Annotated in this window: 25 protein-coding genes and 1 pseudogene; 15 read left to right on the top strand and 11 right to left on the bottom strand. The window is 65.6% G+C overall.

Annotation, left to right across the window (positions count from 1 at the left end; genetic code table 11):
• Nucleotides 1-69: 69 nt before the first annotated feature.
• Complete coding sequence (locus WMN78_RS00690; protein ID WP_340531441.1) at nt 70-966, top strand: putative protein N(5)-glutamine methyltransferase; 897 nt, start codon at nt 70-72, stop codon at nt 964-966.
• Here WMN78_RS00690 and WMN78_RS00685 read toward each other — a convergent pair.
• The 7 genes from WMN78_RS00685 to WMN78_RS00655 form a co-directional block, all read right to left on the bottom strand.
• The gene (locus WMN78_RS00685; protein WP_340531440.1) at nt 963-2,018 is read right to left on the bottom strand and encodes a glycosyltransferase family 4 protein; all 1,056 of its coding nucleotides are present in this window, start codon (nt 2,016-2,018) and stop codon (nt 963-965) included. The genes WMN78_RS00690 and WMN78_RS00685 overlap by 4 nt on opposite strands.
• A 13-nt stretch (nt 2,019-2,031) precedes the next feature.
• On the bottom strand, nt 2,032-4,191 hold the full coding sequence (locus WMN78_RS00680; protein ID WP_425341094.1) for a glycogen debranching N-terminal domain-containing protein: 2,160 nt from the start codon (nt 4,189-4,191) through the stop codon (nt 2,032-2,034).
• Between the two features lie 244 nt (nt 4,192-4,435).
• Complete coding sequence (locus WMN78_RS00675; RefSeq protein ID WP_340531438.1) at nt 4,436-4,975, bottom strand: hypothetical protein; 540 nt, start codon at nt 4,973-4,975, stop codon at nt 4,436-4,438.
• Nucleotides 4,976-5,119: 144 nt separating this feature from the next.
• The gene (locus WMN78_RS00670; protein WP_307048289.1) at nt 5,120-5,383 is read right to left on the bottom strand and encodes a GlsB/YeaQ/YmgE family stress response membrane protein; all 264 of its coding nucleotides are present in this window, start codon (nt 5,381-5,383) and stop codon (nt 5,120-5,122) included.
• A 133-nt stretch (nt 5,384-5,516) separates the two neighbouring features.
• Nucleotides 5,517-6,347, bottom strand: coding sequence for an aldo/keto reductase (locus WMN78_RS00665; RefSeq protein WP_340531437.1), 831 nt, complete (start codon nt 6,345-6,347; stop codon nt 5,517-5,519).
• Between the two features lie 91 nt (nt 6,348-6,438).
• A complete protein-coding gene (locus WMN78_RS00660; protein ID WP_340531436.1) occupies nt 6,439-7,410 on the bottom strand; it encodes an aldo/keto reductase in 972 nt (323 codons plus the stop codon).
• 55 nt (nt 7,411-7,465) lie between these two features.
• Complete coding sequence (locus tag WMN78_RS00655) at nt 7,466-8,311, bottom strand: aldo/keto reductase (protein WP_340531435.1); 846 nt, start codon at nt 8,309-8,311, stop codon at nt 7,466-7,468.
• A 222-nt stretch (nt 8,312-8,533) separates the two neighbouring features.
• Between WMN78_RS00655 and WMN78_RS00650 the strand changes: the two genes are divergently transcribed.
• Nucleotides 8,534-9,430, top strand: coding sequence for a helix-turn-helix transcriptional regulator (locus tag WMN78_RS00650; protein ID WP_340531434.1), 897 nt, complete (start codon nt 8,534-8,536; stop codon nt 9,428-9,430).
• An 86-nt stretch (nt 9,431-9,516) separates the two neighbouring features.
• Entirely contained in the window at nt 9,517-9,714 is a 198-nt protein-coding gene (locus WMN78_RS00645) for a hypothetical protein (protein ID WP_340531433.1), read from the top strand.
• Nucleotides 9,715-9,725: 11 nt separating this feature from the next.
• Here WMN78_RS00645 and WMN78_RS00640 read toward each other — a convergent pair whose 3' ends face one another.
• Nucleotides 9,726-9,935, bottom strand: coding sequence for a dodecin (locus WMN78_RS00640; protein WP_011690139.1), 210 nt, complete (start codon nt 9,933-9,935; stop codon nt 9,726-9,728).
• Nucleotides 9,936-10,012: 77 nt separating this feature from the next.
• Nucleotides 10,013-10,924: an SGNH/GDSL hydrolase family protein gene (locus WMN78_RS00635; RefSeq protein WP_425341093.1), complete on the bottom strand. Its 912-nt coding sequence runs from the start codon at nt 10,922-10,924 to the stop codon at nt 10,013-10,015.
• Nucleotides 10,925-11,086: 162 nt separating this feature from the next.
• Between WMN78_RS00635 and WMN78_RS00630 the strand changes: the two genes are divergently transcribed.
• Entirely contained in the window at nt 11,087-11,344 is a 258-nt protein-coding gene (locus WMN78_RS00630; RefSeq protein ID WP_055801628.1) for a metal-sensitive transcriptional regulator, read from the top strand.
• A gap of 77 nt (nt 11,345-11,421) precedes the next feature.
• Here the strand turns inward: WMN78_RS00630 and WMN78_RS00625 are convergent, their stop codons facing one another.
• Nucleotides 11,422-12,132 (bottom strand): FadR/GntR family transcriptional regulator, encoded by a 711-nt coding sequence (locus WMN78_RS00625; RefSeq protein WP_340531429.1) that lies wholly within the window; start codon nt 12,130-12,132, stop codon nt 11,422-11,424.
• Nucleotides 12,133-12,284: 152 nt separating this feature from the next.
• On the opposite strand from WMN78_RS00625, the gene WMN78_RS00620 reads away from it, so the two are divergent.
• From WMN78_RS00620 to WMN78_RS00590, 7 genes and pseudogenes are all read left to right on the top strand, one after another.
• On the top strand, nt 12,285-13,796 hold the full coding sequence (locus WMN78_RS00620; RefSeq protein ID WP_340531428.1) for a four-carbon acid sugar kinase family protein: 1,512 nt from the start codon (nt 12,285-12,287) through the stop codon (nt 13,794-13,796).
• A 38-nt stretch (nt 13,797-13,834) separates the two neighbouring features.
• Nucleotides 13,835-14,734 (top strand): NAD(P)-dependent oxidoreductase, encoded by a 900-nt coding sequence (locus WMN78_RS00615; protein WP_340531427.1) that lies wholly within the window; start codon nt 13,835-13,837, stop codon nt 14,732-14,734.
• A gap of 134 nt (nt 14,735-14,868) precedes the next feature.
• The gene (locus WMN78_RS00610) at nt 14,869-16,335 is read left to right on the top strand and encodes a GntP family transporter (RefSeq protein WP_340531426.1); all 1,467 of its coding nucleotides are present in this window, start codon (nt 14,869-14,871) and stop codon (nt 16,333-16,335) included.
• A complete protein-coding gene (locus WMN78_RS00605) occupies nt 16,335-17,243 on the top strand; it encodes a class II fructose-bisphosphate aldolase (protein WP_340531425.1) in 909 nt (302 codons plus the stop codon). The genes WMN78_RS00610 and WMN78_RS00605 overlap by 1 nt, the downstream gene beginning before the upstream one ends.
• A gap of 83 nt (nt 17,244-17,326) precedes the next feature.
• Nucleotides 17,327-17,497: pseudogene (locus WMN78_RS00600) on the top strand (DUF1304 family protein); the annotation flags it as partial.
• 103 nt (nt 17,498-17,600) lie between these two features.
• Nucleotides 17,601-18,965, top strand: coding sequence for an acyltransferase (locus WMN78_RS00595; RefSeq protein WP_340531424.1), 1,365 nt, complete (start codon nt 17,601-17,603; stop codon nt 18,963-18,965).
• Nucleotides 18,962-19,318 carry a GNAT family N-acetyltransferase gene (locus WMN78_RS00590; RefSeq protein WP_340531423.1) on the top strand — a complete coding sequence of 119 codons (357 nt, stop codon included), beginning with the start codon at nt 18,962-18,964 and terminating at the stop codon, nt 19,316-19,318. Before WMN78_RS00595 ends, WMN78_RS00590 begins: the two co-directional genes overlap by 4 nt.
• Nucleotides 19,319-19,328: 10 nt before the next feature.
• Here WMN78_RS00590 and WMN78_RS00585 read toward each other — a convergent pair whose 3' ends face one another.
• A complete protein-coding gene (locus tag WMN78_RS00585; protein WP_340531422.1) occupies nt 19,329-20,066 on the bottom strand; it encodes a GAF and ANTAR domain-containing protein in 738 nt (245 codons plus the stop codon).
• Between the two features lie 130 nt (nt 20,067-20,196).
• On the opposite strand from WMN78_RS00585, the gene WMN78_RS00580 reads away from it, so the two are divergent.
• From WMN78_RS00580 to WMN78_RS00565, 4 genes are all read left to right on the top strand, one after another.
• Nucleotides 20,197-20,880: a hypothetical protein gene (locus WMN78_RS00580; protein ID WP_340531421.1), complete on the top strand. Its 684-nt coding sequence runs from the start codon at nt 20,197-20,199 to the stop codon at nt 20,878-20,880.
• Between the two features lie 199 nt (nt 20,881-21,079).
• Nucleotides 21,080-23,050 carry a glycosyltransferase family 2 protein gene (locus WMN78_RS00575; RefSeq protein WP_340531420.1) on the top strand — a complete coding sequence of 657 codons (1,971 nt, stop codon included), beginning with the start codon at nt 21,080-21,082 and terminating at the stop codon, nt 23,048-23,050.
• A complete protein-coding gene (locus tag WMN78_RS00570; protein ID WP_340531419.1) occupies nt 23,047-23,376 on the top strand; it encodes an STAS domain-containing protein in 330 nt (109 codons plus the stop codon). Before WMN78_RS00575 ends, WMN78_RS00570 begins: the two co-directional genes overlap by 4 nt.
• Nucleotides 23,376-23,807, top strand: coding sequence for an ATP-binding protein (locus WMN78_RS00565; RefSeq protein ID WP_340531418.1), 432 nt, complete (start codon nt 23,376-23,378; stop codon nt 23,805-23,807). The genes WMN78_RS00570 and WMN78_RS00565 overlap by 1 nt, the downstream gene beginning before the upstream one ends.
• The last annotated feature ends 21 nt before the right edge of the window (nt 23,808-23,828 follow it).

The following is a 23,828-nucleotide window of genomic DNA, read 5'->3' as shown; positions in this document are numbered from 1 at the left end:
AAGGTTGCTTGCTATCGTTCCGCGTTCGGTAGCATGAAACCCACCGACCGCAGCTAAGGGAGCCTGCTTTTGCCGCCAGAACGCCCCATCCAGTCCGGCCGGACCGCGACGTCGGATAGTCCGGAAGACGTCGTCTGCCGTCTCCGGGCCGCAGGCTGCGTTTTCGCCGAGGAGGAAGCACGCCTGCTGACCGGCGCTGCCGGCTCCGCCGCTGAGCTGGACGCAATGATCGAACGGCGCGCCGCCGGGCTGCCCCTGGAACACATCCTTGGCTGGGCCGACTTCTGCGGGCTTCGCGTCGGCGTGACCACCGGAGTGTTTGTGCCACGCCGCCGCACCGAGTTCCTCGTCCGGCAGGCGGAACTGCTGCTCGGCGGCACCACCCACGACGGCGCAACGTCCGACGGCGGCACCACCCACGACGGCGCAACGTCCGCCGGCGGGCGGCGCGCCGCCGCCGCGCAGGCCGTTGTCGTTGACCTTTGCTGCGGTTCCGGTGCCGTGGGGGCGGCCCTGCTGGCGCGGGTGGGCGGAATCGAGCTGCATGCCTCGGACCTGGACCCGGCCGCAGTATTGTGCGCCAGAGGGAACATCGAACCGGCTGGCGGGCACGTCCATGAGGGTGATCTCTTCGAGCCGCTGCCGGCGCGGCTGCGGGGCCGCATAGCCGTCCTGCTGGCCAACGCCCCCTATGTCCCCACGGCCGCCATCGGCACTATGCCGCCGGAAGCCCGCATGTACGAGCCGCGAATGTCCCTGGACGGCGGCCCGGACGGGCTGGACATCCAGCGGAGGGTTATTGCCGGCGCGCCGGCCTGGCTTGCACCGGGCGGGCATGTGCTGATCGAGACAAGCCGCGGCCAGTCGCGGCGGACCATCAGGCTTATGCGGGAGGCAGGTCTGTCCACCCGGCTCGCCCGCGACCCGGAACTGGACGCCACGGTAGCTATAGGTACGGCATCCTAGAAGCCCGCAGCTGCCCTGTTCTCCGCGGCCCGGGGTGATCCCGCCAGGAGTTCGGAATAGAACCGGAGGTACTCCCGGACCATCCGCTGGGAACTGAAGCGCTGCTCGGCCGCCCGCCTGCAGTCGCTGCGGCGCAACCAGCTGCAGCCCTGCAGCGCCTCTGCGAGGCCCTGCAGGCTGTCAGCCAGGAACCCCGTTTCGCCGTCGCTGATGATTTCCGGGGCGGAACCGCGGCGCGTGGCCACTATCGGAGTGCCGGCGGCCAGGGCCTCGATCATCACCATCCCGAACGGTTCCGGCCACTGGATGGGGTTCAGCAGTGCCACCGACTCGCCCAGCAGCCGGTACTTCTCCGCGGAGGCAAGCTCACCAAGGTATTCAACGTCCGGGCCCAGCAGCGGTTCGATCACGTCATGGAAGTAGTCCAGCTCAAACGGCTCGCGCATCTTTGCGCCGATCCGCAGCGGAATGCCCGCCTGGCGCGCCACCATAATGGCCTGCAGGAGGCCCTTGTTGGGGTGCATCCGTCCCAGGAAGCACGCTGCGCCGTTGTGCGACGGGCTGTACCGTACGCCGCGGACGTCAATGCCGTGGTGGATGACCGCAGCGATCTTCACGTCACGGGAGGTGGAAGCCTGGTGGTGGGAAATGGCCACCAGTGCCGTCTCACGCTGCATGGCCCGGTAGATCCGAGTGAGGTCTTCGTCGAAGGGTCCGTGCAGAGTGGTGACGCGGGGAATGTCCTGCATGCTCCGCTGGCACAGCGGACCGAGCAACGTGTGGTCGTGGATGATGTCCACGTCCCCCATGGCTTCGTACGCGCGGAGCACATGCAGGATCTCCTGCCGCCCCGAGTCCATGCTCAGCTCGGACGATTCCGGGAAGCCCGGAACCCTCGGAACGGGACAGGTGCTGTCACTCGAAGCGGCCAGCACAACGTCGTGCCCTTCCTCCGCGAGCCCCGCGGCAAGCGTGTGGACCACGGATTCCGTTCCGCCGTAGCTTGGTGGGGGAACGGGAATCCATGGTGGTGCCAGGATGCCAATACGCATTGCGCCTCCTACATCAGCCGGCCTTCCGGCCGGGGTCGTGGTGGACCCGGATCAGGTCCGCCAGGGGTTCCTGCGTCCCCAGATGCAGTTCAATCGACGGCGGCAGCCCCGTCACGTGTGCGGCATTGCCCGAAACCTCGATGGTGAGGCGGGAACCGGCCAGCGGCACCTGTTCTTTTTTGAGGTAGCCGAATCCGTCCGGGAAGGAGGGGCTCAGCCAGAGACGGCCGTTGGGAGCGGAAGGATCAAAGCGAAGAAGGACGCGGATGAGATGGATGGGTGTGGCAGAGGCCCAGGCCTGCGGAGAGCACGACGACGGGTAGGACACCGGGGGCAGGCCCGTCTCGCGAGGGAAGCCGCAGAAAAGTTCCGGAAGCCGGCCGCCGAAAGCCTCCGCGGCGTCGAAGATGGCCATGGCCACCCGCTGCGATTCCTCGATCAAGCCGTACCGCATCAGGCCGCCGGCAATCAGGGCGTTGTCATGGGGCCACACGGAGCCGTTGTGGTAGCTCACGGGGTTAAAAGCGCCCATGGTCGAAGCCAGTGTGCGGACTCCCCAGCCCGAGAACATGTCCGGTTCCATCAGGCGCTGCGCCACGAGGGGTGCCTTGTCGTCGTCCACGATTCCTGACCACAGGCAATGTCCCATATTGGAGGCGCATGCGTCCACGGGCCGTTTGTCCTTGTCCAGGGCCACCGCGAAGTACCCGCGTTGCGGCAGCCAGAACCTGCGGTTGAACTCCTCCTTCAGTGCGGCAGCGCGGTCACCCCAGCTGCGGGCAAGGGCGTTGTCGCCGGCGTCCTGGGCCAGCAGTGCCCGGGCTATGTAGGCGCTGTAGACATACCCCTGGACCTCGCACAGGGCGATTGGCGGTTCGGCGAGCGTGCCGTCCGCGAAGTTGATCCCGTCGTAAGAGTCCTTCCAGCCCTGGTTGATAAGACCGTGCCTGGTGGCGCGCTCGTATTCCACAAAGCCGTCGCCGTCGCGGTCCCCGTAGTTGGTCACCCAGTCCAGCGCCCGGTCTGCGTTGGGGAGGAGCTCCTGTACCGCCCGGGGCTCCAGCCCCCAGCGGCTGATTTCACCCAGGAGCGTGACGAACAGCGGTGTGGCATCGGCCGTACCGTAATAGGTCCTGTCTCCGCCCAGCGACAGGGCGGCGCCTGAACCCAGGCGCACTTCGTGGAGGATCCGTCCGGGCTGCTCCTCCGTGATCTTGTTGACCTTCTGGCCCTGGTATTCGGCGAGCGTCTGCAACGTGCCCAATGCGATTGCGGGATCCACGGGCAGCGCCATGAGTGAGGTCAGCAGGGAGTCACGGCCGAACAGCGCCATGAACCAGGGGGCGCCTGCGGCGATCACGGTGCGGTCCGGATGGGCAGGGTCCGCGATCCGCAGCGAGCCCAGGTCGCGCTGGCTCTGGCGCATGGTCCTTTCAAGGGCGGCATTATCCATGCTGATCTGGGGTGCAGCGGCGCGCCAGGTCCGGTGGCGCTGGGCGGGAACCGATTCGTGTTGAGGAGTGTTGGCGGAGAACCTGCCAGCCGGTTCGTTGCCGTCGGAACTCGGTGTGACCACAATCGTGGCGGTCCACGATCCTTTGGCGGGAACGGTCACTTTGTACATCACCCCGTGGCGGTTCATGACTGCTCCCGGGGCGCGGACTGTCACTGCCAGCAACCTGCCATTGTGGCGGCCGCTGATGATCAGCCGGTCGCCTTCGGGCCGGTGGGAGGGTCGTAGCTGCCGGGTCTTGCGGCCGGCTTTGACTTCGAAGAGGTCCGCGAAGTCGGCCTCCACCGCCAGTTTGAGGCTGCAGGGCGCCGGGGCGTTGGAGTAGTTGCGCACGGTGAGGGTTTCACGGACTCCGTCGCCCACCTGCCGGTCCCGCTCGATTACCATCGGCCGGTCGGCGGCCCCGTCGGGTTGGGGAGCCCGGCCGGTGAAGACGGCGCGGTAGGGTTCCGGGGTCACCGCCATGAGCCCTTCCACCACGTGGTCGTTAACCAGCAGGTTCCACCGGGACAGGATCCGTGTGTCTTGGTAGAAGACTCCGTGGGCCAGTCCAGGGTCCAGGTCACCATTGCCGGCAGAAATGAAGAACGATGACCCTTCAACGATTGTCACAGCGTTGTGGCCTATGGACCCGGCCGTGTCCAGGTTCCAGCCGTTCATGCGCACCGCCGGGCAATCGGCAGCGCCGCAGATGACGGGGATACGGCGGCCAGGCGTCGATAGCTCATGAATTCACTCCGGACCGAGGATTCAGCGGCTGACTTCTTAGCCACCCACATTCTAGAATTCCGCGCTGGCTCGGACAAGGTGCTTTGGACCCTTGCGGCGGGGGCCTGCGGGCAAAAAGGACCGACCCGCCCGGAACCATGGGTCCGGACGGGTCGGCGCGACTCCTGTGACGGTTCTAGGTCCGCTCAGGGTTCGTGTTGGTGGCGGCGCCGGCAGGCGTAGCGCCACCTTCGTCGGACCAGTCCTGCCCGGTGGAATCACTGCGCGCAGGATCGCTGATGACGTCCGGGGCGGCGTCTTTGGAGGCGCTGCCGGACGAGCTGCTGCTGTCGGCAGTGCCCAGGTTGACCGTCTCCGGGTGCGTGCTGTGGGACGGGACGTAGTCACCGGCCGGCAGCTCGCTTTCCGTGGCGGGAACGCCGGTTTTGGCAGTGCTGTCCTTGTTTGCCTTGGTGTGGTCTGTTGACTTGTCCCGGTGGACAGCGGAGCTGATAACGGTGCCCGCGCGGCGGGCAGCCTCGGTCAGCTGGTCGGAAACTTCGGGAGCCTTTTCCTTGACCGCCTCAGTTGCCGCAGTGACTTTGTCCTGCACCGGTTTGCTGTCCCAGAGTGCCGCGGCCCTCGCCTTGATTTTTTCGTAGGCGGCGCGGCCGGACCTTGACCCCAGGACGAAGCCCGCTGCCATTCCGGTACCGAAGAGAAGTTTCGATTTCATGTTGTACTCCTGCTCTGTGAGAAGGTTCCGTACTCGGGCGGCCCGCATGGGCGCCCGCAGATGAGGCCGCAGCCGAATCCTTCCTGAATGAAAAAACGGCCCCAGGAAGAAATCCCGGGGCCGTTTCTCAGGCCGGACTCCGCTTTAGCGGGCCGTGCGCTTGGTGATCATGCCGTAAACAAGCAGGACGATGATCGCACCGCCAATGGCCAGGAGCCATGTGGACAGCGAGAAGAACTCGTTGATGCTAACGCCGAAGAGCAGGCTGCCAATCCAGCCGCCGAGGAATGCACCGACGACGCCCAGGATGAGCGTCATGATGATGCCACCGCCCTGACGGCCGGGGAGGATTGCCTTAGCGATTGCTCCGGCGATAAGGCCCAGAATCAGAAATGCGAAAAAACCCATTTTATCGTTCCTTCTTCTTTCATTGAGGAGGTGCCCGGATCCCGGGCACGCTACATCCTTCTACCCAATACTAATCATGCTTAGTATTAATCTGCCAGTCGGCGGCCCTGTGAATTCTGTGGAGCGCCGATTTTCAGTGGCCTTGGACGTCAGAATTGACTCCGGACTCCTCACCTCCGTCCAGCGTGGAGATTGCTGTTGTGTCCTCCGCATCCAAGGCAAAGCCGAAGATGTCCAGGTTTTCTTTCATGCGTTCTGGATTGGCCGACTTGGGAATGGCAACCACGCCCTGCTCAACCAGCCAGCGGAGCACGATCTGGCTGGGTGTCTTGCCATGCTTATGGGCGATCCTGCCCAGTACTGGCGCGTTCAGGAGGTCGCTGCCCGCCCCAAGCGGACTGTACGCCTCGGTGACAATTCCGTGCCGTCGGTTGTACGCGACATCCACGATCCGGGTGACGGCGGGACTGAGCTGGATCTGGTTGACAGCCGGCACAACATCGCTTGCTGGCATCAGCCGTTCCAGGTGCGCCGGCTTGAAGTTCGAGACGCCGATTGACCGCACCTTCCCATCAGCCTGAAGCCGCTCAAAAGTTTTCCAAGTAGAGATGAATTCATCCCGGCGGGGGAGCGGCCAATGGATTAAAAGCAGGTCCACGTAGTCCAGCCCGAGGCGCTTAAGCGACCCGTCCAGCCCCGCCACGGCCCTGTCCTGACCTTGGAATTCGCCGTCCAGTTTGGTGGTGATGAACAATTCAGACCGGTCCAGGCCGCTGGTGCGGATGCCGTGCCCCACACCTTTTTCGTTGCCGTATTTCACCGCGGTATCGATATGCCGGTACCCGGCTTCCACGGCGTCCACGACGGCGGCAGCCACCTGCTGGTCGTCCAGCGGCCAGGTCCCCAGTCCGATCTGGGGAATCCGGTGTCCGTCATTGAGCTCAATCACTGGTGAAAGTGCCATTCCAAGAGTCTTTCCTATCGGAGTCGGTTTGCACAGATGTCGAATGGCACGGTATTCCAACGATTTCGCGGTCAAAGCGCTGCTGCAAGACTTACCAGGCGTAGTCTTCCGGGGCGGTGCGGTGGCCGGGGAAGATGTCGTCGAGGCGCTTGAGCGCATCCGCGTCGAGCTTGACGTCCAGCGCCCGGATGGCGGCGTCGAGCTGCTCCTGGGTGCGGGGACCCACGATCGGTGCGGTTACTGCGGGCTGGTGCAGCAGCCAGGCGAGGGCAACATCCCCGGGTTCGTGGCCGAGGTCGTCCGCAAGGTCCTCGTACTGGCGGATCTGGTCCTGGTGCTTCTTCAGCGTTTCGGCCGCCCGACCTTCGGTACGCCGGACGCCGTCGCGCTCCTTTTTCAGCACGCCGCCCAGCAGACCGCCGTGCAGCGGCGACCACGGGATCAGCCCCAGCCCGTACTGCTGCGCGGCCGGGATGACTTCCAGTTCCAGGTTGCGGGTGAGGAGGTTGTAGATGGACTGCTCGCTGACCAGGCCGGTGAAGTTGCGCCGGGCTGCGGATTCCTGCGCCTGGGCGATGTGCCAGCCGGCAAAGTTGCTGCTGCCCGCGTAGAGGATCTTGCCCTGCTGGACAGCCACGTCCATGGCCTGCCAGATTTCGTCCCAGGGTGTCTCGCGGTCGACGTGGTGGAACTGGTAGATGTCGATGTAGTCCGTCTGCAGCCGCTTGAGGCTAGCGTCCAGCGCCCGCCTGATATTCAGGGCAGACAGTTTGGACTCGTTGGGCCGGTCCGTCATGGTGCCGTAAAGCTTGGTGGCCAGCACCGTGCGTTCGCGGCGCTCGCCGTCCCCGGCGAACCAGCGGCCGATGATTTCCTCGGTCCAGCCGCGGTGGCCGGTGCCGCCGTAGACGTTGGCGGTGTCAAAGAAGTTGATGCCGGACTCCAGGGCGGAGTCCATGATGGAGTGCGCGGCCGTTTCTTCGGTCTGGGGCCCGAAGTTCATGGTGCCTAGGCACAGGCGGGAAACCTTCAGGCCGGAGCGGCCAAGGTGGGTAAACTGCATGCTGAGGGATCCTCTCTATTTGTTGGTCGAGCCTTGGAGTGAGCGGGCCCTTCGGCTACATCTGGCTGAAGGCGGCGACGGCGGGGTCGGCGCCTGCGCGCGCGCCCGACTCCAGGGCGGTGATTTGGCCGAGTTCGGCGGGGGAGAGTTCGACGGCGACGGCACTCAGGTTCTCCCGCATGCGCGCCGAATCGGCTGATTTGGGGATGACGATGGTGCCTTGCGCGAGGTGCCACGCCAGCACGACCTGGGCCGGAGTGGCGCCGTACTTGCCGGCAAGATCCTTCACGGCGGCTGCATTCAGGTCGGCGCCCTGGCCGAGCGGGCTGTAGGCCTCCACGGCAATGCCCAGGTCCCGGCACTTGGCGGCCAGTTCCTGCTGCTGGAACGTGGGGTGGATTTCGAACTGGTTCACCGCCGGGACCACGTCCGCCGCGGGGAGCAGCGTGTCCAGGTGTTCTGAGAGGAAGTTGGAGACGCCGATGGCACGGATCTGGCTGTTGGCGTAAAGCTTCTCCATCGCTTTCCAGGCTTCGGTGAAGAGCCCCTGGGACGGAACCGGCCAGTGGATCAGGTACAGGTCCACGAACTCGACGCCGAGTGCCTTGCGGCTGTTCTGGAAGGCTTCGTGGGCGTTGCCCTGTTCGCCGTTGCGGAGCTTGGTGGTGATGAAAATGTCCTCGCGGGGAATCCCGGAGGCGGCGATGGCAGCGCCGACTCCGGCCTCGTTCCGGTAGGCGGCAGCGGTGTCTATGTGGCGGTAACCTGCTTCGAGCGCGTCTTCGACGATGCGCTGCGTTTCTTCCGGCGGCACCTGGAACACGCCGAAGCCGAGTTGCGGGATCTGAACTCCATTGTTGAGGGCTAGCTGCGGGATGGTGTCTTGGTGCATCTGGGACATCGTCAGTTCTTCCGGTCGTTGGGTCCTGGGTGGCAAGCGGTTCGCGCGGTTTAGGCGGCCCGGGTCAGGCGGGTGGGAAACCGCTTTCATACTGGCTATTCATCGAGCCTATGCACTTTGCTGGTCCCTGTCAGCAGGGATGCCTGTTCCTGTTTTTCCTAGGACTGGCAGTCCTACGTTCGTTGTAGATACGAGTCGTCGCGGCCATGCACAATGGAAGGCATGGGTCAGAGCGCCGAGTTTGGAAAATTCCTGAAGGCCATGAGGTCACGGTTGAAGCCGGAGGAAGCCGGGCTGCCCGGAACCTCCGGCGCCCGGCGGGTCCCCGGGCTGCGCCGCGAGGAAATAGCCCGGCTGGCGGATGTAAGCACTGACTACTACACGCGCCTTGAACAGGGCCGGAACATCCACCCGTCCAGGGCGGTGCTTGATTCCGTGGCCCGGGCATTGCGGCTGGATTCCAGCGAGCAGGCGCACATGATGGACCTTCTGGAAAACTGCGCGGAATCCCAGCGCTCACCGCTCCAGGCGCAGGGTGTCCGCCAGGCGCTGCGCCAGCTCCTCGGTGCAGTGGGCGATGTTCCCGCGCTGGTCCTGGGCCGCCGCAGCGACGTTCTCGCAGGAAACCGGCTGGCCTTCCTGCTGTTTGCCGATTTCCCGGCCATGCCGGCAGGGGAGCGGAACCTGACCCGCTGGCTCATGCTTGAGCCGTCCGCCCGCGAGCTGTTCCGCGACTGGAAAGCCGTGGCGGCTGAGGCCGTGGGTGCCCTACGCGTGGACGTCGGGAGGCACCCGAACGATGCCCTGGCCAATCAGTTGGTGGGAGAACTGGCGGTGCACAGCGAGCACTTCCGGCAATGGTGGGCCGGGCACCGCGTGGCGGCGCCCTCCGCGGGTAGCCTCCGGCTCCACCATCCTGTCGTGGGCGACCTGGACCTGAATTTTGAGAACCTGGTACTGCCGGACGACCCGGACCAGGTCCTGCGGGTGTTCTCCGCGAAGCCGGGATCGCCGTCGGCGGATTCCCTTACCCTGCTGGGCAGTTTCGGCGCCGGCGTGGCGGGCGGTGAGCCGGAAGCAACGGCCCCTGCTGTGCAGCTGCCACATGAACAGGGCTGATTCTGGGCAAACGCCCATTGGGGGAGTGTGGCTGGTTTCCTAGCCTTGGGGTAGACCTTTTTCACTACCAAGGATGGGATTCAACGATGAAGCGCATCGCACTGCTCCGCGAACGGGTGGCCACCGCCGGCGCCACAGGAACCCACTGCCCGGCTTCCGGACTGTGGGCTCCTGTGGACGCACCGCATGATGGGCAAACCATTTTTGAGGGACACATTTTCCCGTCGTACAACGGCTCGCCCACCCTCTGGCGCCGCAACACGTCGGGCGAAACCGCCCGCTGAAACCTTGAGCTTTAGCGTTCCAGCCGGAACCCCAGTTTGATGGTCACCTGCCAGTCGGCCACCTGCCCGTTTTCCAGGTGTCCGCGGATTTCCTTGACCTCGAACCAGTCCAGGTTGCGGAGGGTCTTCGCGGCCTCGGCGATCCCGTTGCGGACGGCAGCGTCCACGCCTTCGTTTGAAGTTCCGACAATTTCAGAAATGCTGTAGGTGTGATTCGACAACTTCGCTCCTCATAATCTCCATTGACACCCGGAACTGCGGGCCGTCCCTGCAGAGTAGCGGACACGGGGCGGCGCGACTAGGGCTTTACGACGGTCATTGGACCTGTGGGGAACGGGCCCCCGCCTTTCGGTCCTGCAGGTAACGGGCCGCGTGCCACGCCGGGTCCGAACACCGGGCCCGGTTCCGGTCGTTTGGCTTTCAGGCCCAGGTTCGCGGGGCGTTGCCGGACCTGGCGAACCACCCAGGGGAAAAGGTAGTCCTTGGCCCACACCAGGTCGCTGCTTCTGGCCTGCCGCCAGCTGCTGACGGGCAGCACCTTGGGTTCCAGCGGCTTCAGGGTGTGGGTCACGTTGAGGGCTTCCAGCACCATGGCTGCGATGGTGTGGTGGCCCAGCGGGGAGAAATGGAGGCGGTCGGGATCCCACATGTGCGGAGCCGCCAACTGGCGCAGGGTCCACAGGTCGGCCACCACGCCGTCGTGCCGGGCCGCTATGGTGCGCAGGTTTTCGTTGAAGATGGCCACCTTGCCGCGGATACGGCCGAATACCGGGGTGCCTCCCCAATCCGGGCCGGTGAAGAGCACCACCGTTGCTCCGGTGGCGCTGAGGAGCCCGATGACCGGGTCCAGCTTCTCTGCCAGCTTGTCGGGATCACTGCCGCGAAAGACGATGTCATTGCCGCCCGCCGAAAGCGTGACCAGGTCCGGCTTGAGTTCAAGGGCCGGCCCTAGCTGGTCATCCACGATCTGCTGGAGCAGGCGGCCCCTGACCGCCAGATTGGCGTAGGCGAAGTCCTGGTGTCCCTGGCTCAGTTCTTCCGCAACGCGGTCTGCCCAGCCACGGACGCCGCCGGGGCTTCGCGGTTCCGGATCGCCGTACCCCTCGGTGAAGGAATCTCCCAGTGCCACGTATCGGTTCCAGGGGTGCGGAGCCGGAGTGCTCGCCGCGGAGGGTGTCCGCGCCGGTCCAGGAATGCTGAACGTACTCACGTTCCCATGGTGACCCCCGTCCCCAGGCCGAAAACAGGGCCGAAGGGCGCAATTTACGAGGCGCCGAGGCGGCCGTGAGCCGGTGTGATTCTTACGACAACATGGGGAGTCAATACCAAGGGGGGTATATGATAAAGGAAGTCCTAAAGCCAGGAGGAAGCAATGGAACTCGATCCCGCCGACATGAAGCCGGTCATCAACCGCCTGCGCCGCGCACAGGGGCAGCTCGCGGCCGTCACCCGGATGATCGAAGAGGGGCGCGACTGCAAGAGCGTGGTCACGCAACTGGCTGCTGTTTCCAGTGCCCTGGACCGGGCCGGATTCTCCATTATCGCTACAGGCCTGCAGCAGTGCATGCAGCAGGAAGACCCGAGCCTGGACAAGGCTGAACTGGAGAAGCTCTTCCTCTCCCTTGCCTAGCGGCCAACGCCTCTAGCGGCCAACGCCTCTAGCGGCCAACGCCTCGCTGGGACTTAATTCCTCGCCCAGGCAAGTCCTCAGGCCGTCTTGGCCTCGAGCACGTATGTCTTCAGGTCATCCAGCGTCTGCTGCATGTGGGCATCCATGGCACTGCGCGAGCGCGCGGCGTCCCTTGATTCCAGCGCCTCGGCAATTGCCTGGTGGTGCCCGATCGCATGTTCCTGGATGTCGCGGAACTTGGACGTCTCGGTCCGGCGCTTCTCGAGTACGCGGTGCAGCGGCTCAAACAGTACGGCCACAAAAACGTTCTCCGAGGCGCGTAGGATGACGTCGTGGAACGCGAGGTCGGCTTCCACAAAGGCTGGCAGGTCGTCCGAGTCATGGGCCTTGCGCATCGCGGCTACGTAGCTGTGGAGTACCCCGATTTCGTCGTCGCTGATGCGGCCGGCCGCCAGTTCACAGGCCCCCGTTTCCAGCATCCGGCGCAGTTCAATCAGCTGGATGGCGGCTGAGGCATCATTCACACCCTCTGACGCCGCGCGGAGGACGGCCTCAAGGGACGCCCAGCGGTTGAGCGGGTTGACGAACGTGCCCCGGCCCCGCTCCACGCTCAGGATGCGCTGCGCTTCGAGTGTTTTCATGGCTTCCCGCACAGTCATCCGGCTGACTTCGTGCTTCGCGCTCAGCTCCAGTTCGCCGGGGACGCTGGACCCGGGAGGGAACTCGCCGGCAATGATCCGGTCCAGGAGTTCATCGGCCACCACGCCGACCAGTGATTTACGTGCCAATTTTCCCCCGTTCAGCGGTGAGCGACGATTTGTCCGACAAGTCTACTTGCGCGTCCCTGTGCCTTGTGCCACACTAGCATTCAAATGTTAGATGTCTGACATCTTACAAATACCTTCCCGCAACAGAGATTTCATACACAACGGAGTGCAAAGTGCCCCTTGAAGCAGACGTACTGGCAGCCTTTCCGGCAGAGGTCCAGATTCCCGCTGAGCTGGTTGCCAACGCTGTCGCGGCGTCATCGTCGGCCGACCCCCGAGTGCTGGTAGTGCTCGACGACGACCCCACGGGCACGCAGTCCGTGGCCGACCTGCCTGTCCTCACCCGCTGGGACGTTGTAGATTTCACTTGGGCGTTTGCCCAGAACAAGCCCGCCGTCTATGTGCTGACCAACACCCGCAGCCTGGACCCGGCCGAAGCCGCTGCCCGAAACGAAGAAATCGTCCGCAACGCGCTGGCCGCAGCAGGCACGGCCGGAGCCACAGCAGGGGCAACCGAAGGAAATGCCCTCCGGCTGGGGTTCGTCAGCCGCAGTGACTCCACCCTCCGCGGCCACTACCCGCTCGAACCTGACGTCATCGCGGCCACCGTGGCCGCCGTCAGCGGCGAGGCGACTGACGGCGTCGTCATTGTTCCGGCGTTCCCCGACGCCGGCCGCGTCACCATCGGCGGCGTCCACTACATGCGCGGTACCGGCGAAAACGCCGGAACGCTGATCCCTGTGGCCGAGACGGAGTTCGCCAAGGACGCCACCTTTGGCTACGCGAACTCCGAAATGGCCAAGTATGTGGAGGAGAAGTCGCAGGGCCGTTTCGCCGCGGATTCGGTGATCGTCCTGGACCTGAACATCATCCGCGCGGCCGGGCCGGACGGCGACCCCATGGTCTCAGCGAAGGCGATCGCCGACGCGATCGAACCCGCCGCTGACTCCACGCCCATCGTTGCCGACATCGTCACGGAGAACGACTTCCGTGCCTTGGCCCTGGGCCTTGAAGAAGCGGAACGCCGCGGCAAGAAACTGCTGTACCGCGTAGGTCCTCCCTTCGTCCGTGGCCGCATCGGCCAGGAAATCCGGCCCGCCCTCAGCGGTGAGGAAGCCTATGAGGGCAACACCCCCTCCACCGCCGGCGGCCTGATTGTGGTGGGCTCCCACGTTGGCGTCACCACCCGCCAGCTCAATGACCTCACCGAACAGCACAGCGCCGCGCGCATCGTGGAGATCGACGTCGAGAAACTGCTCGCCGCTGATGACGTTGCGGAGGCCTACATCGGAACGGTGGTATCCGACGTCGTCGAGGCGCTGCAGAGCGGCGACGTCATCGTCCACACCAGCCGCCTGCTGATCAAAACCGGCGACGCCGCCGAGAGCCTGCGGATTGCGCGCACGGTGTCCGCCGCCGTCGTCGCCGTCGTGAACCGTACGCTCAAGACGTTCCCGCCGCGTTTCGTCATCGCCAAAGGCGGCATCACGTCCTCGGACGTGGCAGCCCACGGCCTGGAAATCCGGCACGCGATAGTCCGCGGGCCCATGCTGCCGGGCATCGTATCCCTCTGGGAGCCGGTGGACGGTCCCGCCAAGGGCATCCCGTACATCGTCTTCGCCGGCAACGTGGGCGACGACGAATCCCTCACCCAGGTGACGCGCAAACTCAGCAACACTTTCTAAACCTCCCCACCGGCACCACCCCTTCAATGGAGAACACCATGACCAGCAACTACACCATCACCGTCCTGGGCCTCGGCGCCATGGGCCTGCCCATGGCCACCCGTTTGGCCAGCCAGCTCACTGTCCACGGCTTCGACATCGCCGAACCGCGGCTGAAGCTCGCCGAAGAAGCCGGGATCCGCACTTTTGCCTCCGCACGCAAGGCCTCCGAAGGCGCCGACGCCCTGCTCCTGGCAGTGCGCAACGGCGAGCAGCTCAACGACGTCCTGTTCGGCGAGAACGGCGTGGCTTCCGTGCTCAAGCCGGGCGCCGTCGTCATCCTCGGCAGCACCGTGGGCACCGAGGCTATCCCGGCCACCGTGCACCGGCTGGCCGAATACGGCGTCGACCTGGTGGACGCACCCCTGTCCGGCGGCCCCAAGCGCGCCGGTGAGGGCGACCTGCTGATCGTGGTGGGCGCATCGCCGGAGGCGCGGGAAAAGGCCCGCCCCGCGCTGGAGCTGCTGGCCTCCACCCTCACCGTCGTGGGGGACAAGCCCGGCGACGGCCAGGCCCTCAAGACCGTCAACCAGCTTCTCTGCGGCGTCCACATCGCCGCCGCCGCCGAGGCCCTCGCTCTGGCCGACGCCCTCGGCCTGGACCAGGAGAAGACCCTCAAGGCGCTCGAAGCCGGTGCCGCCGGTTCGTTCATGCTCTCCAACCGCGGCCCCCGCATCCTCGAGGCCTACACGGAGGAAGGTGCCGAGGTGCTGAGCCGCCTGGACATCTTCGTCAAGGACATGGGCATCGTCGGTAAGGCCACCCGCGCCGCCGGCCTGGCCGCGCCCGTCGCTGCGGCAGCCGAGCAGCTGTACCTGCTGGGCCAGGCCCAGGGCCTCGCCGCCGCCGATGACTCCGCCGTCATCAAGGTCGTCGCCCCCACCAGGCGCACCGCCTAACACCCGCTCCGAACTCCACAACAATTAAAGCCCGACGACGGCGGTCCCCCCTCCGCCGTCGTCGTACCACCCCGTCGTAGTACTACCCGTTCCGGGGCCAGCAGTCCTGGCCTGTCAAAGGAGACACTCCCCAAATGAACCCCCTGATCAACTCTTTGATGGTGCGGGCCGCTGATGCCCCCGCCATCAAGCCGGCCGTGGAGCTGGGCACTCCGCTGCTGCTGACCATCGCCGCTCTTGGCATCGCACTCCTGCTGGTCATGATCATCCGCTTCAAGATCCAGGCCTTCGTGGCACTGCTGACGGTCAGCATCCTGGTGGCCGTGGCGTCGCAGATCCCGCTGAAGGACGTCTTCACCGTGGTTGCCAACGGTGTGGGCGGCACCATGGGCAAGGTCGCACTGTTGATCGCCCTCGGCGCCATCCTGGGCCGAATGATCGAAGTGTCCGGCGGCGTCCAGTCGCTAGCCTCACACTTCACCGAAAAGCTTGGCGCCAAGCGCGTCGCAGTGGCGCTGACCGCCGTCGGCTTCCTGGTGGCCATCCCGGTGTTCTTCGAAGTCGGCGTCATCGTCCTGGTGCCGATCGTCTACGCGTTCTCCAAGATCGCCAAGGTCCACCCGGTCAAGTTCGGCCTGCCCATGGCCGGCATCATGTTGTCCATCCACGTCGCCGTGCCGCCGCACCCGGGCATCGTCGCCGGGGCAGGCGTCTTCGGAGCCGACATCGGGCTCATCACGCTGATCTCCCTGATCATCTGCATTCCCCTCGGTTTCCTGTCCTACTGGGTTGCCAGCATCATGAACCGCAAGGAATACGAACTCCTCCCGAGCGTCAAGGCACAGGTTGACGAGTTCGGTTCCGCCTCCCTGGTGAATGTGGGCCACGACGGCCCCGGTGCCAAGGCCATCGCCCCGCCGCGCCCCGGACTGATCATCTTCCTCATCGCCGCACCCATCGTCCAGATCCTCCTCGGCACCGTGGGCACCCTCACCATCAGCAAGGACAACTTCTGGTACGGCGTGGCTGCGTTCGTCGGCAACCCCTTCCTGGCGCTGCTCGTCGCGGTTGGGTTGTCCTTCTTCCTGCTCGCCGTCCGCCGCAACTGGTCGCTGCGGGAAACCGGCGAGATCTTCGAAGGCGCGCTGCCTCCCATCGCCTCCATCCTCATGGTGGTGGCCGCCGGCGGTGTGTTCGGTGAAGTCCTGCGCACCTCCGGCATCGGCGCGGCACTCTCCCAGACCCTGGACCACCTTGGCCTGCCCCTGATCGTCCTCGGCTTCATCATTTCCCTGGCACTCCGTGCCGCCCAGGGTTCCGCCACCGTGGCCATCGTCACCACCGCGGGCCTGCTGACCTCGGCCGTGGCGGAAGGCGGCTACACACCAGCCCAGATCGCCGTGCTGGTCATCGCCATCGGCTTCGGCTCCCTGGGCCTGTCCCACGTGACCGACGCCGGCTTCTGGACCGTGGTGCGGTACTACGGGCTCACCGTGTCCGACGGCCTCCGCACCTGGACCGTCCTCACCACCATCCTGGGCCTGGCCGGCTTCGCCCTGACCTTCGTCGCCTGGATCCTGGTGGGAGGCCTGAGCGCCTGATGCGTGCCCGACTCGACCACCTGGTGGTTTCCGCCCTCCAGCAGGGCGCAGCCGTCCCGGCCTTCACCTGCTACGACTTCACCACCGCCCTGGCCGTGGTGGCGGCGGCGGAAGAGGCCGGCCGCGGCGCCATCCTGCTCGTGGCCCCCAAGACCGCGGCCACGCCCAACGGGCTGCGGCTCATCACCGCCCTCCGCGGACTGGCGGACTCCGCCGCCGTCCCGATTGCCGTGCAGCTGGACCACGCTTTCGATCTCCGGGTGATTGCCGACGCCGTCGCGGCGGGGGCGGATTCGGTCCTCGCCGACGGCTCGTCCTTGCCGTATGAGGACAACATCGCGCTGGTCCGCGAAGCGCGCGCCCTGCTGGCAGCGCAAGGCCATGCCGACGTCGTAATTGAAGCGGAACTGGGCGGCCTGGCCGGTGACGAGGACCGCGCCTTCGGTGCGGACACCGCCGGGCCGTTGACGGACGGTACTGTCACCGCTGCCGCCACAGGCACAGGAGCTGCCTCCGCCGGGTTGACCGATTCCGCCCAGGTGGAGGACTTCGTTGCCCGCACCGGCGCACAGCTGCTGGCCGTGGCCGTGGGCAATGTCCACGGGAAGTACAAGGGGGAGCCGCAGCTGCGGTGGGACGTGCTGCAGGACATTGCGGTGCGCACCCACATCCCGCTGGTCCTGCATGGCGCTTCCGGCATTCCGGCGGAGGAACTGGTCAAGGCCGCCGCCATGAACGTGGGCAAGGTGAACTTCAACACCGAACTCCGCACCGGCGTCCTGGCCACGCTGGAATCCGAGACCGCTTCGCACCGTGCCGACGGCGAAAACCTCCAGGGGTTGCTGGGGAAGTGGAACGCCTCGGCCAAGGACTTCGCCGCCGGCGCCCTGTCCACCCTCACGAAGTAAGGAGTTTTTGTCCATATATCGCGAGTTGGAGGGCCATTAGCTCGCGATAAGTGGACAAAAACTCCCAACGGGGGGTCCTCTGGGGCCAGCCTCAGGTCGGCTGGACCCTCATCCTCGCGTCCTGCGGCTCCATGCTGCTCGCCGCCGCCGTCCTGGCATTGAGCGGACGGAAGTACCTCCGCGCGGCCGCCACGCAAGGCACGACGCCGCTTTTCGCCGTCGTGCTGGGCCTCCTGGCGCCGCTCACCGCCTGAGCGGCGCCCGCGGCCGCCTGAGCGGCGGTTTCTGGCCCTTGACTGCCGCCCGGCGGACAATGGACAGTACGCAGGGAATCGTTCCGCGTCCGTAGGGAGCGCAATGGGTGTTCCACAGCAGCCGCAGCCGCAGCAACAGGCAAGCGCAGGGCAGGTCCTGCCCGCACCGGACCGCGACGTTGTGATCGACCTTGCCCGCTTCTTCTGCCTGGCGCTGGTGGTGGTGGGGCATACCATGATGGTCAGTCCCGTGCTCCACCCGGACGGCACTGTGACCACCGAGAACACCCTCGCCGTGCAGGACTGGTTCGAACCGGTCATCTGGATCTTCATGGTGATGCCGCTCTTCTTCGTGGCCGGCGGTATCACCGGGTTGCAGTCCTGGCGACGGCTCAAGGCCAGCGGCGGGACCGGCCTCGAGTTCGCCCAGGCCCGACTGCTCCGCCTTATCCGTCCGGCCGCCGCGCTGCTGGCCGTGATGTTTGCCGGGCTGTGGGCGGCGCGGCTGTTCGGCGTTGAGCCGCAGGTGGTGGAGCTGATCGTCACCGGCGCCGGAATGCCGCTCTGGTTCCTCGCCGCATATCTGGCCGCCCAGCTGAACATCCCGCTGCTCGCTGCGCTCCACGGCCGCGCCCCCTGGCTTTCACTGGCAGGCCTCACCGCGCTGGTGGTGGCCGTGGATTGCTTGCGCGGTGCCCTGCCGCTGCTTGCCTACGCCAACATCCTCTTTCTGTGGTGCGCCGTCCAGCAGCTGGGGTTCATCCTCGCCGACGCTACGGCGGGGAAGCCCCGAGCCTCCACGCTGATAGCCGTCATCGTGGCGAGCAACGTCCTCCTGGGTCTGGTGACGGGCCTGGGGCTGTACCGCGGCAACATGCTGGTGAACCTGAACCCGCCCAACTTCTGCCTGCTGCTCCTTGGCGCGGCGCAGGCGGCGGCGCTCCAGCTCTCCCGGCCGGTGCTCACCGGAGCTGCCTCCGCGCGGTGGGTCCGGGCAGTAGTGGGGCTGGCCGGACGGCGGGCCATGACTGTATACCTGTGGCACCTGCCGCTTCTTGCCGCGATGTCCGGGCTGCTCCTGCTCACGGACTTCCCAAAGCCCTCGGCCGGGACGGCTGAATGGTGGTGGTCGCGGCCGCTGGTCCTGCTCGGCATCATCGCCCTCCTGCTGCCGGTGCTCGCCGTTTTCGGACGCCTGGAGGAACGGACGACGGCGGCGGCCCGCTCCCGCCGTCGTCCGGCCGCCGCAGTGGTGACCGCCGTCGTCGTGGTGTTCATCCCGGTGGCCGACGCGGCGGTCAACGGACTGACGCTCGCCCTGCTGGGCGGGGGAGCGGCGTGCTTTACCTTGGCCGTGCGCCTGCTTGGCCGGATTCCCGCAAGGGTCGGCGCCGCGCCGGACGGCGCGCCGGGCGCCCCCGGCGGACCATTGCCACAGGCGCCTTTAAGTGCCAATGTCGAACCATGACGGAGAACACGGTATCCACGGAAGACACTTTCAGTCCGGACGTCACCACCATCCGGAATGATGCCCTCCACCGCTACGAACTGCGGGTGGGCGGGAAGCTGGCAGTGGAGTCGCGCTTCGTGGACAGACCCGGGCACGTGGACTTCATCCACACCGACACCGCGAAGGAATTCAAAGGGCAGGGGCTGGCAAAGGTGCTTGCGCACTTTGCCCTCGACGACGTGGTCTCGTCAGGGAAGCGGATCATCCCGCATTGCCCCTTCATCTACGGCTACCTTAAAAAGCACGACGCGTACGGCCAGTTCATCGACTGGCCTGAGCAGCCGCCCACGGACGAGGTGACCGCCTCCTAGGGGAAGTGACCTAGCCGTCGAAGTGTGTGGCTGGTGCTTCCGGGGCGAATGATTCAACGAGCTTTTCCGCCACGAGCCGGAGCTTCTGGTTCCGGCTGCTGGATGCCTTGGTGAGGATGGACATCGCTTCCGCCTGCGAGCACCGGTTTTGGCCCATGATGATGCCGGCCGCCAGGTCTATGGCCGTGCGGGACTCCATGGCGGACCGCAGGTCTGCAGCCAGTTGCTGCTGGACGCCGATCCTTACCGCAAGGCGAAGCGCCTTCTCCGCCTGCGAAGCGAACATTTCCGCCTTCCGAATGGCGGCGTCGTCGAAAACGTCCGCCGTGGGAGCAAAAACGTTCAGGGCAGCGGTGGCGCCTGAGTCCAGGGTGAGCGGGACGCCCAGCACACTCAATTGCCCCAGCGACGCAATGGCGTGGCAATACTCCGGCCACCGGGAGTCGGCGCGTGTGTTCCGGACCAGAACTGTGGTGCCCGTGGACATCGCATGGAGGCAGGGGCCCTCACCGTAGTTGTGCTGGATCTCGTCGAAGAGGCGGGCCTCCGGGTCGCTCCAGGCTGCCGTGGTGGTCCGGTGGTGGCGGTTCATCGTGACGGCGCAGGAAACCTCCTGGCCGAGGGTGCGCGAGAGGGCGCTGGCGGAAAGCTCGCAGAGCTCCGCCAGGAATCCGTTGACGTCCTGGCTGCTGATGACCAGATCCTGCAGCTGTTCGGCCACGGATGCGCCCAGCGTGATCTCGTCCATCTTTCAAGTCTAGTTCTGAGCAGGGCCTGGTTACCCGGCGCGATGAGCGCGGCTTGTGGCGGGGGCAACTAAATCGTATGGTTTAGGTGAGTTATGAAGCTGGCTCTTGGATGTCTCATTTGGAGAAGCTTTGAACCATAAGCTGCGTGTACTGGTCCGTGTGGATATCGACCCCGGACGTGTGACCCTCGAAGTCACCGGCTGCCTGACTCAGGCCAATTACCCCGTGCTGTTGCACATCATGCGCCGCGGGCGCCGGCTCTCACCGGAGCAGGACATCACCGTGGACCTCCGGAGCGCATTCCATCTTGACCCGGAAGTCCTGATGTACCTGCGCCACATTGCCGGACACGAGGCTGAGGGCGGGCACAATCCCGAATCCCGCGGAAGCGACGTCGAAGCTTTCCGGCTTACACTCGCCGAGCCCGCGGAACTACCCATCTGCCTTGAGCATGCCGGACTGGCAGGCGGCGAAGAGGCCACCCTGGACAGCAAGATCAACGCTCTCCTGGACGCTGACGCCGCCTCCGGCTTTGACATTGACGCATCCCAGACAGTTGTGGGCGAACAGCGAACCATCGAGGGCCTGGAGTTGTCCGAGTACCTCGAGGGGAACCTGGATCCCGCATCGACGGTCCGGGCTTTGTCCGACGATGCCCTCGGCAAATTGGCCGACGCCCTGTACCGGCACCTGGACACCCGCAGTCCTTCCTTCGGCGCGCACACCTGGTACGAGCTGGCGGCCGAGGAACTCCACCTGCGGCACCTGACGGAGCCAGAGGGCCCGTCCCAGGAGGAAATCGCCGCCAGCTGACGTTGCACGGCTGCCCGCGCGGCACCGGCTGCCCGGGTCATGCCATAGGCGGACACGTGGGCCCAGCTGCCGCATGTGCGGATAGTGTTGGACTGACTCAGGTCAGTCAGCCGGTCCAGCTCCCTTGGTCTCACTTCGGAGCCGGATCCTCAACGGGCGGCTGACTCCACCGACGAGGACCCAGGGGGACATCCGGGCCATGACAACACGGCGGCTGATTATCAGGCTGATCGTTCTGGCCACCGCCATACTGGGCCTGAACTACATCATTTGGCGTTGGATGGTGTCCATCAACTGGGAGGCCTGGTGGATCGCAGTCCCGCTGGTCCTGGCCGAGACCTACTCCTTGGTGGACTCCTTGTTGTTCGGGCTCACCATGTGGCGGTACAGGCAACGGGATGCTCCGCCCCCGCCGCCTCCCGGCCTGACAGTGGACGTGTTCATTACCACCTACAACGAGCCGCTGGACCTCGTGATGGGGACGGCGCGGGCCGCCAGGAACATTGAGTATCCGCACAAGACCTGGATCCTCGACGACGGCAACCGGGCCGAGCTGCGGGCCATCGCCGAAGCGGAAGGCATCGGCTGGATCACCCGCTCCGAGGACTGGGCCAACCGTCCCCGCCACGCCAAGGCCGGCAACCTCAACAACGCACTGCTCGCCACCGACGGCGAGTTCATGCTGATCCTGGATGCCGACCAGATGCCGGACCCCCGGATCCTGGACCACACGCTGGGCTATTTCAACGACCGCAGGATGGCCCTGGTCCAGACTCCCCAGGTGTTCGTCAATGTGCCGCCCAACGATCCGCTGGGCAGCCAGGCACCGCTGTTCTACGGGCCCATCCAGCAGGGCAAGGACGGCTGGAACGCAGCGTTTTTCTGCGGTTCCAACGCGATCATCCGCCGGGAAGCGCTGATGCAGCTGGGTGTCATGCGCTACGTCTCGGAAACGGAGCTGGCACTGAACAAGGCGCTTCGGACAGCGGACAAGGTGGTGGCCAAGGCGCGGCGCCAGCTTGGGCCCGGGCAGGAACGGCTGGCGGCCGCACTGTCCACTGTGGCCACGGACCTGCAGCAGGTCCGTCGTGAGCTGAGCGACGGCCAGGCCATTGCCGATGTCACGTACCGGTTCCAGGAGCGCGTGGACGCCGTGGCCCGGAACCTGGTGGCGGAAGACTTCGCGGCGCTGCACGCGGAGCTGAACTCCATCGAAGGGCTGTCCCGGACCATCGGCGTCGACGGTTCGCTCGCCGTCGTCGACGATGTTGCGCTGGACAGGCTGTCGCAGCGCGACTGGTCCCCGCTGGGAGCGGTGGAAACCGTCCGCGTGCTGGTCGAATCGGTTAACGCCGAGAAAGCCGGCGAAGCGCAGGCGCTCATGCCGCTGGCCACCATTTCCGTCACCGAAGACATGGCCACGTGCATGCGGCTGCATGCCCTCGGCTGGGAATCCGCCTACCACCACGAAAAGCTGGCCGACGGGCTGGCCCCCGAGGACCTCGATTCGATGCTGACGCAGCGGCTCCGTTGGGCGCAGGGCACCATGCAGGTCATGTTCCGGGAGAACCCGCTGCTGCAAAAAGGCCTGAGCCTGGCTCAGCGGCTGATGTACCTGGCAACCATGTGGAGCTACCTTGCCGGTTTCGCCGCGGTGGCCTACATCGCCGCCCCGGTCATCTACCTCACCCTCGGGATCCTGCCGGTGCAGTCGCTGAGCAACGAGTTCTTCCTCCGGCTCATTCCGTTCCTGGTGGTCAACCAGATCCTGTTCCTGGTGGTGGGGCGCGGAGTGAAGACATGGCGCGGCCAGCAGTACTCACTGGCCCTCTTCCCCACCTGGATCAAATCCGTCACCTCCGCGTTCGGAAACGTGTTCCTGGGCCGTGACCTGGACTTCCGGGTCACGCCCAAGACGCTCCAGGCCCGCAACCGGCTGCCGTGGCACCTGGTCCGGCCGCAGCTGATCGCCATGTCTGTCCTGGTCCTGGCGGCACTGGTGGGCGTCATCCGCCTGCTGCTGGGCCAAGGGGACCTCCTGGGCAGCTCCGTCAACTTCGTGTGGATTGCCTTCGACCTGCTGATCTTCAGCGTCGTCATCGAGGCCGTCCGCTACCCCGGCTACGATGCCTGGCTGGACAGCAACAAGAAGAAAGAGGAAATTCCGTGATCGAATTCAACAATGAAACCCTGGCCAACGGAGTGGGCGTGATCCGTCCCGTGGGCCGGCTCAACATGGTGTCGGCGCCGCACCTGGGTGCCAACATCGACTCGCTCATTAGCGACGGCACGGTGCGGCTGGTGGTGGACCTCGCCGGCACCGACTTTATTGACTCATCCGGCCTTGGCGCCCTGATCACCGGGCTGAAGAAGACGCGGCAGGCCGGCGGCGACCTTCGGCTGGCCAACCCCACAGCGCAGATCACTGCCGTCCTGGAAATGACCAACCTCAACAAAGTGCTGCAGCCGGTCGCTACGGTGGACGGGGCCTATTGATGAGCCGCCAGTTCAGCCTGCGCGCCGCCGCGGTTCCCGAAAGCCTGGAGCTGATCCATCAACTGCTTGGGGACGTGTGGGAGGGCGAACCCGGGATTGAACCCATGGACCGCATCAGGTTCGAAACGGCGCTCATCGAGGTGGCCTCCAACATCATTGAGCACTCCCAGCCGGCCGGCACCGAACCCGTGCGGTTCGTCCTGGCGGTGGAATGCGAACCGGAGCGGCTCTATGCCGAATTCACCGACAACGCCAAGCCGGCCGGAATCGACCTCGCGGAGGCGGTACTGCCGGAGGACATGTCGGGAAGCGGTCGCGGACTGGCCCTTGCCAAGGTGGCGCTGGACCAGTTCTCCTACGCCAAGGAGGACGGCGGAAACCGGTGGACCCTGCTCTGCCGGCGAAAGTCAGCGGCCAACGCCACGCATTAGGCGGCATAGTCTGCCTCAACA

The organism is Arthrobacter oryzae (assembly GCF_037911235.1).
GTDB classification, from domain to species: Bacteria; Actinomycetota; Actinomycetes; order Actinomycetales; family Micrococcaceae; genus Arthrobacter; species Arthrobacter oryzae_E.
Note: the sequence above shows the minus strand (reverse complement) of the source record. Positions and strands in the feature narration are given on the sequence as shown.

What these genes read in the sequence shown, in the direction of transcription:
- WMN78_RS00590 (WP_340531423.1), top strand. Translation starts at nt 18,962, where the DNA reads ATGACGGAGAACACGGTATCCACGGAAGACACTTTCAGTCCGGACGTC.
- WMN78_RS00675 (WP_340531438.1), bottom strand. Translation starts at nt 4,975, where the DNA reads ATGAAATCGAAACTTCTCTTCGGTACCGGAATGGCAGCGGGCTTCGTC.
- WMN78_RS00595 (WP_340531424.1), top strand. Translation starts at nt 17,601, where the DNA reads ATGGGTGTTCCACAGCAGCCGCAGCCGCAGCAACAGGCAAGCGCAGGG.
- WMN78_RS00680 (WP_425341094.1), bottom strand. Translation starts at nt 4,191, where the DNA reads ATGAACGGCTGGAACCTGGACACGGCCGGGTCCATAGGCCACAACGCT.
- WMN78_RS00565 (WP_340531418.1), top strand. Translation starts at nt 23,376, where the DNA reads ATGAGCCGCCAGTTCAGCCTGCGCGCCGCCGCGGTTCCCGAAAGCCTG.
- WMN78_RS00585 (WP_340531422.1), bottom strand. Translation starts at nt 20,066, where the DNA reads ATGGACGAGATCACGCTGGGCGCATCCGTGGCCGAACAGCTGCAGGAT.
- WMN78_RS00610 (WP_340531426.1), top strand. Translation starts at nt 14,869, where the DNA reads ATGAACCCCCTGATCAACTCTTTGATGGTGCGGGCCGCTGATGCCCCC.
- WMN78_RS00655 (WP_340531435.1), bottom strand. Translation starts at nt 8,311, where the DNA reads ATGTCCCAGATGCACCAAGACACCATCCCGCAGCTAGCCCTCAACAAT.
- WMN78_RS00615 (WP_340531427.1), top strand. Translation starts at nt 13,835, where the DNA reads ATGACCAGCAACTACACCATCACCGTCCTGGGCCTCGGCGCCATGGGC.
- WMN78_RS00685 (WP_340531440.1), bottom strand. Translation starts at nt 2,018, where the DNA reads ATGCGTATTGGCATCCTGGCACCACCATGGATTCCCGTTCCCCCACCA.
- WMN78_RS00670 (WP_307048289.1), bottom strand. Translation starts at nt 5,383, where the DNA reads ATGGGTTTTTTCGCATTTCTGATTCTGGGCCTTATCGCCGGAGCAATC.
- WMN78_RS00660 (WP_340531436.1), bottom strand. Translation starts at nt 7,410, where the DNA reads ATGCAGTTTACCCACCTTGGCCGCTCCGGCCTGAAGGTTTCCCGCCTG.
- WMN78_RS00650 (WP_340531434.1), top strand. Translation starts at nt 8,534, where the DNA reads ATGGGTCAGAGCGCCGAGTTTGGAAAATTCCTGAAGGCCATGAGGTCA.
- WMN78_RS00605 (WP_340531425.1), top strand. Translation starts at nt 16,335, where the DNA reads ATGCGTGCCCGACTCGACCACCTGGTGGTTTCCGCCCTCCAGCAGGGC.
- WMN78_RS00665 (WP_340531437.1), bottom strand. Translation starts at nt 6,347, where the DNA reads ATGGCACTTTCACCAGTGATTGAGCTCAATGACGGACACCGGATTCCC.
- WMN78_RS00575 (WP_340531420.1), top strand. Translation starts at nt 21,080, where the DNA reads ATGACAACACGGCGGCTGATTATCAGGCTGATCGTTCTGGCCACCGCC.
- WMN78_RS00630 (WP_055801628.1), top strand. Translation starts at nt 11,087, where the DNA reads ATGGAACTCGATCCCGCCGACATGAAGCCGGTCATCAACCGCCTGCGC.
- WMN78_RS00645 (WP_340531433.1), top strand. Translation starts at nt 9,517, where the DNA reads ATGAAGCGCATCGCACTGCTCCGCGAACGGGTGGCCACCGCCGGCGCC.